Source organism: Novilysobacter erysipheiresistens, from assembly GCF_036663935.1.
GTDB classification, from domain to species: domain Bacteria; phylum Pseudomonadota; class Gammaproteobacteria; order Xanthomonadales; family Xanthomonadaceae; genus Novilysobacter; species Novilysobacter erysipheiresistens.
The window spans coordinates 1-16,138 of the sequence record NZ_JAXGFP010000010.1 but is presented as its reverse complement, the minus strand read 5'-3'; the positions used below and the strand labels follow the sequence as shown (position 1 = coordinate 16,138).

General features: G+C 65.1%; 11 protein-coding genes and 1 tRNA gene. All 12 read left to right on the top strand.

Annotated elements, in window-relative coordinates; translation table 11 throughout:
* Positions 1-125 precede the first annotated feature (125 nt).
* The 12 genes from SNE34_RS14575 (at position 126) to fusA (ending at position 16,028) form a co-directional block, all read left to right on the top strand.
* Positions 126-201, top strand: a tRNA-Trp gene (locus tag SNE34_RS14575).
* Between the two features lie 15 nt (positions 202-216).
* Positions 217-594, top strand: a complete 378-nt coding sequence (gene secE, locus SNE34_RS14570; protein ID WP_332618349.1) for a preprotein translocase subunit SecE — start codon at positions 217-219, stop codon at positions 592-594.
* Positions 595-607: 13 nt separating this feature from the next.
* Positions 608-1,216: a transcription termination/antitermination protein NusG gene (gene nusG / locus SNE34_RS14565; RefSeq protein WP_332618348.1), complete on the top strand. Its 609-nt coding sequence runs from the start codon at positions 608-610 to the stop codon at positions 1,214-1,216.
* A gap of 215 nt (positions 1,217-1,431) precedes the next feature.
* A complete protein-coding gene (gene rplK, locus SNE34_RS14560; protein WP_332618347.1) occupies positions 1,432-1,860 on the top strand; it encodes a 50S ribosomal protein L11 in 429 nt (142 codons plus the stop codon).
* A 3-nt stretch (positions 1,861-1,863) separates the two neighbouring features.
* On the top strand, positions 1,864-2,562 hold the full coding sequence (gene rplA, locus SNE34_RS14555) for a 50S ribosomal protein L1 (RefSeq protein WP_332618346.1): 699 nt from the start codon (positions 1,864-1,866) through the stop codon (positions 2,560-2,562).
* A 334-nt stretch (positions 2,563-2,896) separates the two neighbouring features.
* On the top strand, positions 2,897-3,424 hold the full coding sequence (gene rplJ, locus SNE34_RS14550) for a 50S ribosomal protein L10 (RefSeq protein WP_332618345.1): 528 nt from the start codon (positions 2,897-2,899) through the stop codon (positions 3,422-3,424).
* 74 nt (positions 3,425-3,498) lie between these two features.
* The gene (gene rplL, locus SNE34_RS14545) at positions 3,499-3,870 is read left to right on the top strand and encodes a 50S ribosomal protein L7/L12 (RefSeq protein ID WP_332618344.1); all 372 of its coding nucleotides are present in this window, start codon (positions 3,499-3,501) and stop codon (positions 3,868-3,870) included.
* Positions 3,871-4,101: 231 nt separating this feature from the next.
* Positions 4,102-8,289, top strand: a complete 4,188-nt coding sequence (rpoB, locus tag SNE34_RS14540) for a DNA-directed RNA polymerase subunit beta (RefSeq protein ID WP_332618343.1) — start codon at positions 4,102-4,104, stop codon at positions 8,287-8,289.
* 111 nt (positions 8,290-8,400) lie between these two features.
* The gene (gene rpoC / locus SNE34_RS14535) at positions 8,401-12,618 is read left to right on the top strand and encodes a DNA-directed RNA polymerase subunit beta' (RefSeq protein WP_332618342.1); all 4,218 of its coding nucleotides are present in this window, start codon (positions 8,401-8,403) and stop codon (positions 12,616-12,618) included.
* Between the two features lie 290 nt (positions 12,619-12,908).
* Positions 12,909-13,283, top strand: coding sequence for a 30S ribosomal protein S12 (gene rpsL, locus SNE34_RS14530; protein ID WP_078759418.1), 375 nt, complete (start codon positions 12,909-12,911; stop codon positions 13,281-13,283).
* A gap of 12 nt (positions 13,284-13,295) precedes the next feature.
* Positions 13,296-13,763 (top strand): 30S ribosomal protein S7, encoded by a 468-nt coding sequence (gene rpsG, locus SNE34_RS14525; protein ID WP_332618339.1) that lies wholly within the window; start codon positions 13,296-13,298, stop codon positions 13,761-13,763.
* Between the two features lie 174 nt (positions 13,764-13,937).
* A complete protein-coding gene (fusA, locus tag SNE34_RS14520; RefSeq protein ID WP_332618338.1) occupies positions 13,938-16,028 on the top strand; it encodes an elongation factor G in 2,091 nt (696 codons plus the stop codon).
* Positions 16,029-16,138: the final 110 nt, after the last annotated feature.

The following is a 16,138-nucleotide window of genomic DNA, read 5'->3' as shown; positions in this document are numbered from 1 at the left end:
GTACCGTCGGCGCCGGCGTCGTTGCCAAGATCCTGAAGTAAACGGGTACGCCGTAAGCCCGTCGAAATCGATGAAAAACGGTGGTGGCGGCGCAAGCCGCCGTCGCCATTTTCGGACCAGTCAATACGCCAGTAGCTCAATTGGCAGAGCAGCGGTCTCCAAAACCGCAGGTTGGGGGTTCAAGTCCCTCCTGGCGTGCCAAATGCGGAAGATCGATTGAACAGCAAGGTCGAACAAACCAGGTCCACCAACGCCGGTGACATCGCCAAGTACGCGCTTGCGGTGCTGTTGGTGGTTGCGGGCCTGTTTGCGTACATCTGGTTCGAGCAGTGGCCGGGCGCGTTGCGTGCGCTGGCCGCGGCCGGCGGCCTGGTCGCCGGCGTGGCGGTGTTCCTCACCAGCCACAAGGGCGCGCAGACCCTCGAGTTCCTGTCGGAGTCGCGTTTCGAACTGCGCAAGGTGGTCTGGCCGACCCGCCAGGAAGCCACCCGCACCACCTGGGTGGTGATGCTTGCGGTGCTGATCCTCAGCCTGCTGCTGGCCGGCTTCGACGTGGTCATCCAGGCCGCGGTGAAGTGGCTGTTGGGACGTTAAGGAGATGACACAGGTGCAGACACCAGACAACGGCAACGAATCCCCGGACAACGGCACTGCCGGCAACCGCCGCTGGTACGTGGTCCATGCCTATTCGGGGTTCGAGAAGTCGGTGGCGCAGGCATTGCGCGACCGCATCGCGCGGGCGGAGATGCAGGACCGCTTCGGCGACGTGCTGGTGCCGACCGAGGAAGTGGTGGAGATGCGCTCCGGCCAGAAGCGTCGTTCCGAGCGCAAGTTCTTCCCCGGCTACGTGCTGGTGCAGATCGCGACCCACGACGAGTCGGGGATCCCGCGGATCGACAGCGAATGCTGGCATCTGATCAAGGAAACCCCGAAGGTCATGGGGTTCATCGGCGGCACCGCCGACCGGCCGCTGCCGATCGCCGACCACGAGGCCGATGCGATCCTGAACCGGGTCCAGGAAGGCGTCAGCAAGCCGAAGCCGAAGGTGCTGTTCGAGCCGGGCCAGATGGTCCGGGTCATCGACGGTCCGTTCAACGACTTCAACGGCGTGGTCGAGGAAATCAACTACGAGAAGAGCCGCCTGCGCGTGGCAGTGCTGATCTTCGGCCGCTCGACCCCGGTCGAGCTGGGCTTCGGTCAGGTCGAAAAGGCCTGATCGCACGAAAAACGCGGGGCCGAAAACCCTGTATACTGCCTGGCTCGCTGCGACACGCGAGCCAATGTGGAGACCGCAGCTGCCCCCGGGGCGGCTGTCGGCGCATTCGGCTCGCAGATAGCGGCGTGAAACATTGACGTGAAGCCGGGACACGTGATTTTCCCGGCGCGATGGGGAGCCTGTTGCAAGGCGCTTGCACCCGGAGAGCAATCAAAATGGCAAAGAAAGTAGTCGGCTATATCAAGCTGCAGGTCAAGGCCGGTCAGGCCAACCCGTCGCCGCCGGTGGGTCCCGCCCTCGGCCAGCGCGGCCTCAACATCATGGAGTTCTGCAAGGCCTTCAACGCCGCGACCTCCAAGCTGGAGCCGGGCCTGCCGACGCCGGTGATCATCACCGCGTACTCGGACCGTACCTTCACCTTCATCACCAAGAGCACCCCGGCCACCGTGCTGCTCAAGAAGGCCGCCGGCATCACTTCCGGCTCCAAGCGTCCGAACACCGAGAAGGTGGGCAAGGTTACCCGCGCCCAGCTCGAGGAGATCGCCAAGCAGAAGGAAGCGGACCTGACCGCGGCCGAGCTGGAAGCGGCGGTGCGCACGATTGCGGGTTCCGCCCGCAGCATGGGTTTGACGGTGGAGGGCTAAGAGATGGCAATGACCAAGCGCGAAAAAGCAATCAAGGCCGCCGTCGTCCCGGGCAAGGCATACGCCTTCGACGAAGCCATCAAGATCATCAAGACCGCGACCAAGGCCAAGTTCGTCGAGTCCGTCGACGTCGCCGTGCGTCTCGGCGTGGATGCCAAGAAGTCCGACCAGCAGGTGCGCGGCTCGACCGTCCTGCCGGCCGGTACCGGCAAGTCGGTCCGCGTGGCGGTGTTCGCCCCGGCAGGCGCCAAGGCTGACGAGGCCCTGGCCGCTGGCGCCGAAGCCGTCGGCATGGACGACCTGGCCGAGAAGATGCAGGCCGGCGACCTCAACTACGACGTCGTCATCGCGACCCCGGATGCGATGCGCGTGGTCGGCAAGCTCGGCCAGGTGCTCGGTCCGCGCGGCCTGATGCCGAACCCGAAGGTCGGCACCGTGTCGCCGAACCCGGCCGAGGCGGTCAAGGCCGCCAAGGGCGGCCAGGTCCGCTACCGCACCGACAAGGCCGGCATCATCCACTGCACCATCGGCAAGGCCGACTTCGATGACGGTTCGCTCAAGGGCAACCTCGAGGCGCTGCTGCTGGACCTGATCAAGGCCAAGCCGGCGACCGCCAAGGGCCAGTACCTGCAGAAGATCGCGATCAGCTCGACCATGGGCCCGGGCGTGACCGTCGACCAGTCGACCCTGGTGCTGAAGTAAGGGTTTTTGCAGGAGGGGCGTCAGCCCCGATTCGAATTTTGAGGGCATCGCCGAGGTTTCGGCCAAAGCGATAGCCGTCAAAGACCGCAGGTGCGGTCAACGCCTACCGGCGACGGGCACGGAAGCTCGACATGGCAGGGAATCGCCGTCGGTGGAAACGGGACTGCTTAATCCGGACCTTCGGGTCGCCCTGCGTAGATGGTGCCTTCTGGAAAATTTTTCTGGAGTGGCCACCACCCGGGATGCCGCAAGGCGTCCCCGATGCCAGGGACAGGCGTCGCCTAGGACCGCAAGCGGCAGGAGCCGTAAGCGGAATTCAAATTGGAGGAGTGCAATGGCTCTCAATCTGTCCCAGAAGCAAGAAGTAGTCGCCGAGCTGGCAGACATCGCCGCCAAGGCCCACTCCTTGGTCGCAGCCGAGTACGCGGGCACCACGGTCAGTCAAATGACCGCGATGCGCAAGACGGCCCGTGAAACCGGTGTGTACTTGAAGGTTGTCAAGAACACGCTGGCGTCGCGCGCCGTCGCGGGCACCGAGTTCGAGGTCGTCAAGGACGTCCTGACCGGTCCGCTGCTGTACGCGTTCTCGCTGGAAGAACCCGGCGCTGCCGGGCGTCTGATCAAGGATGCCGCCAAGGGCAACGACAAGCTCAAGCCGCGCCTCGTGTCGGTGGAAGGCAAGTTGCTGCCGGCCGAGCACGTCGATGTACTGGCGTCGCTGCCGACCCGCGAGCAGGCGCTGTCCATGCTGGCACGCGTCCTGGCCGAGCCGGCCTCGATGTTCGCCCGCGTCGTCAAGGCCGTGGCCGACCAGCAAGGTGGTGGCGAAGCCGCCCCCGCCGAAGCTGCCGCCGAAGCCTGATTCGCGTACGCGACTCAACTCAATCGTTTCGTAAGATCACTGATCTCGAACAACATTTTCCAGAGGTAAATACAATGTCCCTGTCCAACGATCAGATCGTCGACGCCGTCGCCGCCAAGTCGCTGATGGAAGTGATGGAGCTGGTGAAGGCCATCGAAGAGAAGTTCGGCGTCACCGCCGCTGCCCCGGTCATGATGGCCGCCGGTCCGGCTGCCGGTGCGGTCGCGGCTGAAGAGCAGACCGAGTTCAACGTCATCCTGAAGGAAGCCGGTGCCAAGAAGGTCGAGGTCATCAAGGCCGTCCGCGCCATCACCGGCCTGGGCCTGAAGGAAGCCAAGGACCTCGCCGAGGCCGGTGGCGTGGTGAAGGAAGGCGCTTCGAAGGAAGACGCCGAGAAGTTCAAGAAGGACCTCGAGGCCGCCGGCGCGACCGTCGAGCTGAAGTAAGTCGTACTTGCGTCGCCAGGCGTCATTGGCGACCACCTGAGGCTGGGGGCGTAAGCCCCCGGCCTTTGGCCGTTGTTGCAGTACTCCAAAAGAAAACACCCGAGTTGGTAGTTGGAAGTAGCGGGAGAAGGCGTGCTGGTGCCGGCAATACCAGCGACTTCCAACTGACAACTTCACGTTTCCCCCGGACCCGCAGGCGCGCGGTCCAATGAAAATCGAGGCGGTAGCCCCATGACCACAGCTTCCAAGACGACGGTATCCCATACCGACTATTCGTTCACCGAAAAGAAGCGCATCCGCAAGAATTTCGGCAAGCGCAAGTCGATCCTCGAGGTGCCCTTCCTGCTGGCGATCCAGGTCGACTCCTATCGTGCATTCCTGCAGGAACACACCGACCCCGCCAAGCGCGAGGACCGCGGCCTGCATGCCGCGCTGAAGTCGGTGTTCCCGATCTCCAGCTACAGCGGCAACGCCGCGCTCGAGTATGTCGGCTACAAGCTCGGCGAGCCCGCGTTCGACGAGCGCGAGTGCCGCCAGCGTGGCATGAGCTACGGCGCCCCGCTGCGCGTGACCGTGCGCCTGGTGATCTACGACCGCGAGTCGTCGACCAAGGCCATCAAGTACGTGAAGGAGCAGGAGGTCTACATGGGCGAGATCCCGCTCATGACCGGCAACGGCACCTTCATCGTCAACGGCACCGAGCGCGTCATCGTCTCGCAGCTGCATCGTTCGCCTGGCGTATTCTTCGACCACGATCGCGGCAAGACGCACAGCTCCGGCAAGCTGCTGTACAGCGCCCGCATCATCCCGTACCGCGGCTCGTGGCTGGACTTCGAGTTCGACCCGAAGGACGGCCTGTTCACCCGCATCGACCGTCGCCGCAAGCTGCCGGTGACCATCCTGCTGCGCGCGCTGGGCTACACCAACGAGGAGATGCTGGCCGAGTTCTTCGAGGTCAACACCTTCCATATCGACCCGACCGAAGGCGTCCAGGTCGAGCTGGTGCCCGAGCGCCTGCGCGGCGAGACCCTCGATTTCGACCTGTCCGACGGCGAGAAGATCATCGTCGAGGCCGGCCGTCGCATCACCGCGCGCCACGTCAAGCAGCTCGAGGCCGCCGGCATCGAGGCGCTGGCCGTGCCCGACGCCTACCTGGTCGGCCGGATCCTGTCGCATGACGTGGTCGATACCGCCACCGGCGAGCTGATCGCCTCGGCCAACGACGAGATCACCGAGGAACAGCTGGAGCTGTTCCGCAAGGGTGGCATCGAGACCGTCGGCACGATCTGGGTCAATGACCTGGACCGCGGCCCGTTCATCTCCAACACCCTGCGCATCGACCCGAGCAAGACCCAGCTCGAGGCGCTGGTCGAGATCTACCGGATGATGCGTCCGGGCGAGCCGCCGACCAAGGACGCGGCGCAGAACCTGTTCCACAACCTGTTCTTCACCTTCGACCGCTACGACCTGTCGGCGGTCGGCCGGATGAAGTTCAACCGTCGCATCGGCCGCAAGGAAACCACCGGCGCGTCGGTGCTGTACGACGCCAAGTACTACGCCGAGCGCAAGGACGAGGAGTCCAAGAAGCTGGTGGCCGAGTACGGCGACAGCTCCGACATCCTCGACGTGCTCAAGGTGCTGACCGAGATCCGCAACGGTCGCGGTGTGGTCGACGACATCGACCACCTCGGCAACCGCCGCGTGCGTTCGGTCGGCGAAATGGCCGAGAACACCTTCCGCGTCGGGCTGGTCCGGGTCGAGCGCGCGGTCAAGGAGCGGCTGTCGATGGCCGAGTCCGAGGGCCTGACCCCGCAGGAGCTGATCAACGCCAAGCCGGTGGCCGCCGCGATCAAGGAGTTCTTCGGATCCTCGCAGTTGTCGCAGTTCATGGACCAGAACAACCCGCTGTCGGAAGTCACCCACAAGCGCCGCGTGTCGGCCCTTGGACCGGGCGGCCTGACCCGCGAGCGCGCCGGATTCGAGGTGCGCGACGTGCACCCGACCCATTACGGCCGCGTCTGCACGATCGAGACCCCGGAAGGCCCGAACATCGGCCTGATCAACTCGCTCGCCGTGTTCGCCCGCACCAACCGCTACGGCTTCCTCGAGACGCCGTACCGCAAGGTCGTGGACGGCAAGGTCACCGACGAGGTCGAGTACCTGTCGGCGATCGAGGAGAACGAGTACGTCATCGCCCAGGCGAATGCGACCCAGGACGAGAAGGGCAAGCTGTCCGCCCAGTTCGTCGCCTGCCGCTACCAGGGCGAGAACCTGCTGAAGCCGCCGAGCGAGATCCACTTCATGGACGTCTCGCCGATGCAGACCGTGTCGGTCGCGGCGGCGCTGGTGCCGTTCCTCGAACACGACGATGCGAACCGCGCGCTGATGGGCGCCAACATGCAGCGCCAGGCCGTGCCGACGTTGCGTGCGCAGAAGCCGCTGGTCGGCACCGGCATTGAGCGTGCGGTGGCGCGCGACTCGGGCGTGACCGTGAACGCCCTGCGTGGCGGCACGATCGAGCAGATCGACGCGGCGCGCATCGTGGTCAAGGCCAACGAGGACGAGATCGTCGGCGAGGCCGATGCCGGCGTCGACATCTACAACCTGATCAAGTACACCCGTTCCAACCAGAACACCTGCATCAACCAGACCCCGCTGGTCAACGTGGGCGACGTGATCGCGCGTGGCGACGTGCTGGCCGACGGCCCGTCCACCGATATCGGTGAGCTGGCGCTCGGGCAGAACATGCTGATCGCGTTCATGCCGTGGAACGGCTACAACTTCGAGGACTCGATCCTGCTGTCGGAGCGGGTGGTCCAGGAGGATCGCTACACCACGATCCACATCGAGGAGCTGACCGCGGTCGCGCGTGATACCAAGCTCGGGCCGGAGGAGATCTCCGCCGACATCCCGAACGTGTCCGAGCAGGCGCTCAACCGCCTCGACGAATCCGGCGTGGTGTACATCGGCGCCGAAGTGCGCGCCGGCGACATCATGGTCGGCAAGGTCACGCCGAAGGGCGAGAGCCAGCTGACCCCGGAAGAGAAGCTGCTGCGTGCGATCTTCGGCGAGAAGGCATCCGACGTGAAGGACAGCTCGCTGCGCGTGCCGCCGGGCATGGACGGCACCGTCATCGACGTGCAGGTCTTCACCCGCGACGGCATCGAGAAGGACAAGCGCGCCCGCCAGATCGAGGAAAACGAGATCCGCCGGGTCAAGAAGGACTTCGACGACCAGTTCCGGATCCTCGAGGCGGCGATCTACAGCCGCCTGCGCAGCCAGCTGATCGGCAAGGTCGCCAACGGCGGCGCCGGCCTGAAGAAGGGCGAGACCGTCACTTCGCTGGTGCTCGACGGCATCAGCCGCAAGGACTGGTTCAGCCTGCGGATGAAGGACGAGGACGCCATCGAGGCGATCGAGCGCGCGCAGAAGCAGCTCGATACCCACGAGAAGGAGTTCGAGCGTCGCTTCGCCGACAAGCGCGCCAAGATCACCCAGGGCGACGACCTCGCCCCGGGCGTGCTGAAGATGGTCAAGGTGTTCCTGGCGGTCAAGCGCCGGATCCAGCCGGGCGACAAGATGGCCGGCCGCCACGGCAACAAGGGCGTGGTGTCGACCATCGTGCCGGTGCAGGACATGCCGTACATGGCCGACGGCCAGACGGTCGACATCGTGCTGAACCCGCTGGGCGTGCCGAGCCGAATGAACATCGGCCAGGTGCTGGAAGTCCATCTGGGCTGGGCCGCCAAGGGCCTGGGCCAGAAGATCCAGCGCATGCTCGAGGCGCAGGCCAAGGTCGCCGAGCTGCGCAAGTTCCTCGACGAGGTCTACAACCACGACACCGGCGTGGTCGGTGAGCGGGTCGACCTCAAGCAATTCAGCGACAAGGAACTGCTGGCACTCGCGCAGAACCTGACCGACGGCGTGCCGATGGCGACGCCGGTGTTCGACGGCGCGGCCGAGGCCGAGATCAAGGCGATGCTGAGGCTGGCCGACCTGCCCGAGAGTGGCCAAACCGTGCTGCACGACGGCCGCACCGGCGAGGCGTTCGAGCGCGAAGTGACGGTCGGCTACATGCACATGCTGAAGCTGAACCACCTGGTCGACGACAAGATGCACGCCCGCTCGACCGGTCCGTACTCGCTCGTCACCCAGCAGCCGCTGGGCGGCAAGGCGCAGTTCGGCGGGCAGCGTTTTGGCGAGATGGAAGTCTGGGCGCTGGAAGCCTACGGCGCGGCCTACACCCTGCAGGAAATGCTGACGGTGAAGTCCGACGACGTGCAGGGCCGCAACCAGATGTACAAGAACATCGTCGATGGCGAGTACGAAATGGTGGCCGGCATGCCGGAGTCCTTCAACGTGCTGGTGAAGGAGATCCGTTCGCTCGCGATCAACATGGAACTCGAAGAGACCAAGTGATCGCGCGCGACTGAATACCGACACCCGAGGAAAGAGCGCGGCAGTCGCACCCCGGCCGCCGCAGCCTGAAAGCCTTCAAGGACGAAGGTTTTCGATACTGGAGAATTCCTGATGAAAGACTTGCTCAACCTGTTCAACCAGCAGCGTCCCGCGCTCGACTTCGATGCGATCAAGATCGCGTTGGCGTCGCCGGACCTGATCCGTTCGTGGTCCTTCGGCGAGGTCAAGAAGCCCGAGACCATCAACTACCGCACCTTCAAGCCCGAGCGCGACGGCCTGTTCTGCGCCGCCATCTTCGGACCGATCAAGGACTACGAGTGCCTGTGCGGCAAGTACAAGCGCATGAAGCACCGCGGCGTGGTCTGCGAGAAGTGCGGCACCGAGGTCACCCTGGCCAAGGTGCGCCGCGAGCGCATGGGCCACATCGACCTGGCCTCGCCGGTCGCGCACATCTGGTTCCTGAAGTCGCTGCCCAGCCGCATCGGTTTGATGCTGGACATGACTCTGCGCGACATCGAGCGGATCCTGTACTTCGAGGCGTTCGTCGTCACCGAGCCGGGCCTGACCCCGTTCGAACGTGGCCAGCTGCTCAACGAAGAACAGTTCATGCAGGCGCGCCAGGAGCATGGCGACGACTTCGAAGCCGCGATGGGCGCCGAGGCGGTCTACGACCTGCTGCGCACGATCGACCTGCAGGCCGAGATGGTGCAGCTGAAGGAAGACATCGCCGCCACCGGCTCGGAAACCAAGCTCAAGCGCCTGACCAAGCGGGTGAAGCTGGTCGAGGCGTTCCTCGAGTCCGGCAACAAGCCCGAGTGGATGATCATGACGGTGCTTCCGGTGCTGCCGCCGGACCTGCGTCCGCTGGTGCCGCTGGACGGCGGCCGCTTCGCGACCTCCGACCTCAACGACCTGTACCGCCGCGTCATCAACCGCAACAACCGCCTGCGTCGCCTGCTCGAGCTCAATGCGCCCGACATCATCGTGCGCAACGAAAAGCGCATGCTGCAGGAGTCGGTCGATGCGCTGATGGACAACGGCCGTCGTGGCCGCGCGATCACCGGCACCAACAAGCGTCCGCTGAAGTCGCTGGCCGACATGATCAAGGGCAAGCAGGGCCGCTTCCGCCAGAACCTGCTCGGCAAGCGCGTCGATTACTCCGGCCGTTCGGTCATCGTGGTCGGTCCGTACCTCAAGCTGCATCAGTGCGGCCTGCCGAAGAAGATGGCGCTGGAGCTGTTCAAGCCCTTCATCTTCGCCAAGCTGCAGCGCCGTGGCCTCGCCACCACGATCAAGGCCGCCAAGAAGCTGGTCGAGCGTGAAGAGGCGGAAGTCTGGGACATCCTCGAGGAGGTCATCCGCGAGCATCCGGTCCTGCTCAACCGCGCCCCGACGCTGCATCGCCTCGGCATCCAGGCGTTCGAGCCGGTGTTGATCGAGGGCAAGGCGATCCAGCTGCACCCGCTGGTCTGCACCGCGTTCAACGCCGACTTCGACGGCGACCAGATGGCCGTCCACGTGCCGCTGTCGCTGGAAGCCCAGCTGGAAGCGCGCGCGCTGATGATGGCGTCCAACAACATCCTGAGCCCGGCCAACGGCGAGCCGATCATTGTGCCGTCGCAGGACGTCGTGCTCGGCCTGTACTACATGACCCGCGCGCTGGAGAACAAGGCGGGCGAGGGCATGGCGTTCGCCAACGTCGCCGAGGTCAAGCGCGCCTACGACAACCGCGTCGTGCAGCTGCACGCCAAGGTCAAGGTCCGCATCACCGAGTCGGTGATCGGCGAGGACGGTTCGCGCGAGAGCAAGACCTCGATCGTCGACACCACCGTCGGCCGCGCGTTGCTGCAGGAGATCCTGCCCGACGGCCTGCCGTTCGCGCTGGCCAACGTCGAGCTGACCAAGAAGAACATCAGTCGCCTGATCAACTCCAGCTACCGCTTGCTGGGCCTGAAGGACACGGTCGTGTTCGCCGACCAGCTGATGTACACCGGCTTCGCGTTCGCGACCCGCGCCGGCGTCTCGATCGGCATCGACGACATGACCATCCCGGACGAGAAGAAGGGCATCCTCGCCGAGGCCGAGTCCGAGGTCCTGGAAATCCAGGAGCAGTACCAGTCGGGCCTGGTCACCGCCGGTGAGCGCTACAACAAGGTCGTCGACATCTGGTCGCGCACCAACGAGCGCGTGGCCAAGGCGATGATGGACGCGATCGGCACCGACACCGTGACCAACGCCGAAGGCAAGCAGGTCCCGCAGAAATCGATGAACTCGGTCTACATCATGGCCGACTCCGGCGCGCGTGGTTCGCAGGCGCAGATCCGCCAGCTGGCCGGCATGCGTGGCCTGATGGCCAAGCCGGACGGCTCGATCATCGAGACCCCGATCACCTCGAACTTCCGCGAGGGCCTGAACGTCCAGCAGTACTTCATCTCGACCCACGGTGCCCGAAAGGGCCTGGCCGATACCGCGCTGAAGACCGCGAACTCCGGTTACCTGACCCGTCGCCTTGTCGACGTGGCGCAGGACGTGGTGATCACCGAGGACGACTGCGGCACGCTCGAAGGCCTGATGATGACCCCGATCGTCGAAGGTGGCGACGTGGTCGAGCCGTTGCGCGACCGCGTGCTGGGTCGCGTCGTCGCCGAGGACGTGTTCCTGCCGGGCAACGACGAGGATCCGATCGTCACCCGTAACACCTTGCTCGACGAAGCCTGGGTGCAGAAGCTCGAGGATGCCAGCGTGCAGGCGGTCAAGGTGCGTTCGACCATCACCTGCCAGTCCGCGTTCGGCGTCTGCGCCAACTGCTACGGCCGTGACCTCGGCCGCGGCCACCTGGTCAACCATGGCGAGGCGGTCGGCGTGGTTGCCGCGCAGTCGATCGGCGAGCCGGGCACGCAGCTGACCATGCGTACGTTCCACATCGGTGGTGCGGCGTCGCGTGCGGCGGCCATCGACAACGTCACGGTCAAGACCACCGGTTCGATCAAGTTCAACAACCTCAAGCACGTGCAGCACGCCAACGGCCACCTGGTCGCGGTGTCGCGCTCGGGCGAGTTGTCGGTGCTCGACAACCACGGTCGCGAGCGCGAGCGCTACAAGCTGCCGTACGGTGCCACGGTTTCGGTCAAGGACGGCGGCGAGATCAAGGCCGGCCAGCAGGTCGCCAACTGGGACCCGCATAACCACCCGATCGTCTCGGAAGTCGCCGGTTTCCTGCGCTTCGTCGACTTTGTCGACGGTGTGACGGTGATCGAGAAGACCGACGAACTGACCGGTTTGGCGTCGCGCGAGATCACCGATCCGAAGCGTCGCGGTTCGGCCGCCAAGGACCTGCGTCCGATCGTCCGCATCGTCGACAAGAAGGGCAACGACCTCAATATCCCGGGCACCGACCTGCCGGCGCAGTACCTGCTGCCGCCGCGCTCGATCGTCAACCTGCAGGATGGCGCCGCGGTCGGCGTCGGCGACGTGGTCGCGAAGATCCCGCAGGAAGCGTCCAAGACCCGCGACATCACCGGTGGTCTGCCGCGCGTTGCCGACCTGTTCGAGGCGCGCAAGCCGAAGGATCCGGCGGTGCTGGCCGAGCGTTCGGGCATCGTCAGCTTCGGCAAGGACACCAAGGGCAAGCAGCGCCTGATCATCAAGGACGCGTCCGGTGACGAGCACGAGGAACTGATCCCGAAGTACCGCCAGATCATCGTGTTCGAAGGCGAGCACGTCGAGAAGGGCGAGACCGTGGTGGACGGCGAGCCGACCCCGCAGGACATCCTGCGCCTGCTCGGCGTCGAGCCGCTGGCGGTGTACCTGACCAAGGAGATCCAGGACGTCTATCGCCTGCAGGGCGTGAAGATCAACGACAAGCACATCGAGGTGATCGTTCGCCAGATGCTGCGCAAGGTCGAGGTCACCGATGCCGGCGACAGCAAGTTCCTGCATGGCGAGCAGGTCGAGCGCCAGCGTTTCGTCGAGGAGCATGCCCGCGTGGCGGCCCGCAACGAGATCGTGCCGCAGTTCGACCCGGTGCTGCTGGGCATCACCAAGGCCTCGCTGGCGACCGAGTCGTTCATCTCGGCCGCGTCGTTCCAGGAGACCACCCGGGTGCTGACCGAGGCTGCCGTGCGCGGTACCCGTGACGGCCTGCGCGGCCTCAAGGAGAACGTGATCGTCGGTCGCCTGATCCCGGCCGGTACCGGCCTGGCGTACCATACCCAGCGCCGCAAGAACGCCTCGGGCCTGACCGACTCGGAGATGGAGGCGCTGTCGGCGCCGGTCACCTCCGAGGTGGTCGAGTCGGCGGATGCCGGCGAAGAGTCCAGCGCTTCGTAATACCGTTGCACACAGTGGCGGCCCCTCACCGGGTCGCCCCAGATCACCAAATGAGGTGCAAGGAGCGCCTCGTGTTGGGCCCACGGAAGGGCGGGATCATTGAAACAGCGTGGAACCGTCGGGCCCGGCCCGGGGTTCCGCCGTTTCGCCATGTTTGCGTTTGACGGCGACGTTTGACGCAGGCTATACTTTTCCGTCTCGGTGGGCCGGGTGTACCCGGCTTGCCGTTCGTTTTCACGCAGGGCCTGCTCGAACGAGCGCGCAACACGGCCTTCATCAAAGAGCATCAGATGGCGACGATCAATCAGCTGGTCCGCAAGCCGCGGCAGGCGCCGACTTTCAAGAGCACCTCCCCGGCGCTCGAGAACTGCCCGCAGCGCCGTGGCGTTTGCACCCGTGTCTACACCACCACCCCGAAGAAGCCGAACTCGGCGATGCGCAAGGTGGCCAAGGTGCGCCTGACCAACGGTTACGAGGTCATCTCGTACATCGGCGGCGAAGGCCACAACCTGCAGGAGCACTCGGTGGTGCTGATCCGCGGCGGCCGCGTCAAGGATCTGCCCGGCGTGCGTTACCACACCGTGCGCGGTGCGCTCGACGCCGCCGGCGTCGCCAAGCGTCGCCAGCGTCGCTCCAAGTACGGCGCCAAGCGCCCGAAGTCCTGAGGAATTTGATCCATGTCGCGTAAAGGTTCCGCCCCGCAGCGTTCCGTCCTGCCTGATCCCAAGCATGGCAGCGAGACGATCGCGCGTTTCATCAATATGGTCATGCTGAGCGGCAAGAAGTCGGTCGCCGAGAAGATCGTCTATGGCGCCATGGATGTGATCGGGGAGAAGAACCCGAACGTCCTGGAGCTGGTGGAGAAGGCGCTTGGCAACATCTCGCCGACCGTCGAGGTCAAGTCGCGCCGCGTCGGTGGCTCCACCTACCAGGTGCCGGTCGAAGTGCGTGCCTCGCGCCGCATGGCGCTGGCGATGCGCTGGCTGATCGAGTCCGCGCGCAAGCGTGGCGAGAACACGATGCCGCGCAAGCTCGCCGCCGAACTGATGGACGCCGCGGAAAGCCGTGGCGGTGCCGTCAAGAAGCGCGAAGAGACCCACCGCATGGCGGAAGCGAACAAGGCGTTCGCGCACTACCGCTGGTGATCCAAGCGTCCCGGCCGCAACTGTAGCCGGGACGTTCCGCAGCACCTCCGGTGCTGTCGCGACGGCGCGATCGCCGTCATGCGAACCGGAAGCCGCCGTGAGGCGGCGTCCGGCCATTTGCGGTTCGTAAAAGACGAACCGTTAAAACACGAACATAAAATACGAGAGGGTCCCGTGGCTCGCACCACTCCCATCGAGCGTTACCGCAACTTCGGCATCATGGCCCACATCGATGCCGGCAAGACCACCACGTCCGAACGCATCCTGTTCTACACCGGTGTCAGCCACAAGATCGGCGAAGTCCACGACGGCGCCGCGACCATGGATTGGATGGAGCAGGAGCAGGAGCGCGGCATCACGATCACGTCCGCGGCCACCACCGCGTTCTGGTCCGGCATGGACAAGTCGCTGCCGCAGCACCGCTTCAACATCATCGACACCCCCGGGCACGTCGACTTCACCATCGAGGTGGAGCGTTCGCTGCGCGTCCTCGACGGCGCGGTGTTCGTGCTGTGCGCGGTCGGTGGCGTGCAGCCGCAGTCCGAGACCGTGTGGCGCCAGGCCAACAAGTACAAGGTGCCGCGCCTTGCGTTCGTCAACAAGATGGACCGCACCGGCGCCAACTTCGACAAGGTCGTCGAGCAGCTGAAGTCGCGCCTGGGTGCCTACCCGGTGCCGATGCAGGTGCCGGTCGGCGCCGAAGACGGCTTCGACGGCGTCATCGACCTGCTGAAGATGAAGCGCATCCACTGGGACACCGCATCCCAGGGCACCGTGTTCGAGTACGGCGAGATCCCGGCCGAACTGCTCGACAAGGCCACCGAGGCGCGCGCCTTCATGGTCGAGGCCGCGGCCGAGACCAGCGAAGAGCTGATGGACAAGTACCTCAACGACGGCGAACTGTCGGAGGAAGAGATCATCGCGGGCCTGCGTGCCGGCACTCTGGCGACCACGATCATCCCGGTGTTCTGCGGTACCGCGTTCAAGAACAAGGGCGTGCAGGCCATGCTCGACGGCGTGATCCAGCTGCTGCCGTCGCCGTCGGATCGTCCGCCGGTTCCGGGCATCGACGAAGACGAGAAGGAAGACAGCCGCAAGGCGCTGGATACCGAGCCGTTCTCGGCGCTGGCGTTCAAGATCATGACCGATCCGTACGTCGGCTCGCTGACCTTCTTCCGGGTCTACTCGGGCGTGCTCAACTCCGGCGACGCGGTCTACAACCCGGTCAAGTCGAAGAAGGAGCGGGTGGGTCGCATCCTGCAGATGCACTCCAACAACCGCGAGGAGATCAAGGAAGTCCGCGCCGGCGACATCGCCGCGGCGGTCGGCCTGAAGGACGTGACCACCGGCGACACCCTGTGTGCGCTGGACCATGTCATCACCCTCGAGCGGATGGTGTTCCCGGAGCCCGTCATCTCGATGGCGGTCGAGCCGAAGACCAAGTCCGACCAGGAGAAGATGGGCATGGCGCTCGGTCGCCTGGCGCAGGAAGATCCGTCGTTCCGCGTGCGGACCGACGAGGAATCCGGCCAGACCATCATCTCGGGCATGGGCGAGTTGCACCTGGACATCCTGGTCGACCGCATGAAGCGCGAGTTCAACGTCGAGGCCAACGTCGGCAAGCCGCAGGTCGCCTATCGCGAGACCATCCGCAAGGCGGTCAAGGCCGAAGGCAAGTTCGTGCGCCAGTCCGGCGGCAAGGGCCAGTTCGGCCACGTCTGGCTCGAGATCGAGCCCAACGAGACCGGCGGCGGCTACGTGTTCGAGAACGGGATCGTCGGCGGCGTCGTGCCGAAGGAATACATCCCGGCGGTCGACAAGGGCATCCAGGAAGCGGTCGCCAACGGCCTGCTGGCCGGCTACCCGATCGTCGACGTCAAGGTGAAGCTGGTTGACGGTTCGTACCACGAGGTCGACTCGTCCGAAATGGCGTTCAAGATCGCCGGCTCGATGGGCTTCAAGGAAGGTTTCCACAAGGCCAGCCCGGTCCTGCTGGAGCCGATCATGAAGGTCGAGATCGTCACCCCCGAGGATTACCTCGGTGACGTGATGGGCGACGTCAGCCGTCGTCGCGGCATCCTGCAGGGTCAGGACGACACCCCGTCGGGCAAGGTCATCAACGCGATGCTGCCGCTGGGCGAGATGTTCGGCTACGCCACCAGCCTGCGTTCGATGTCGCAGGGTCGCGCGACCTTCACGATGGAGTTCGACCACTACGCCGAGGCGCCGACCAACATCGCCGAGTCGGTGGTCAAGAAGAACTGATGCACGGGCCGGCAGGCAACTGCCGGCCTTTCCCAAACAAGACCAACAAACACAAGTTCAGAGGTAAGCAGCCATGGCCAAGGGTAAGTTCGAGCGCACCAAGCCGCACG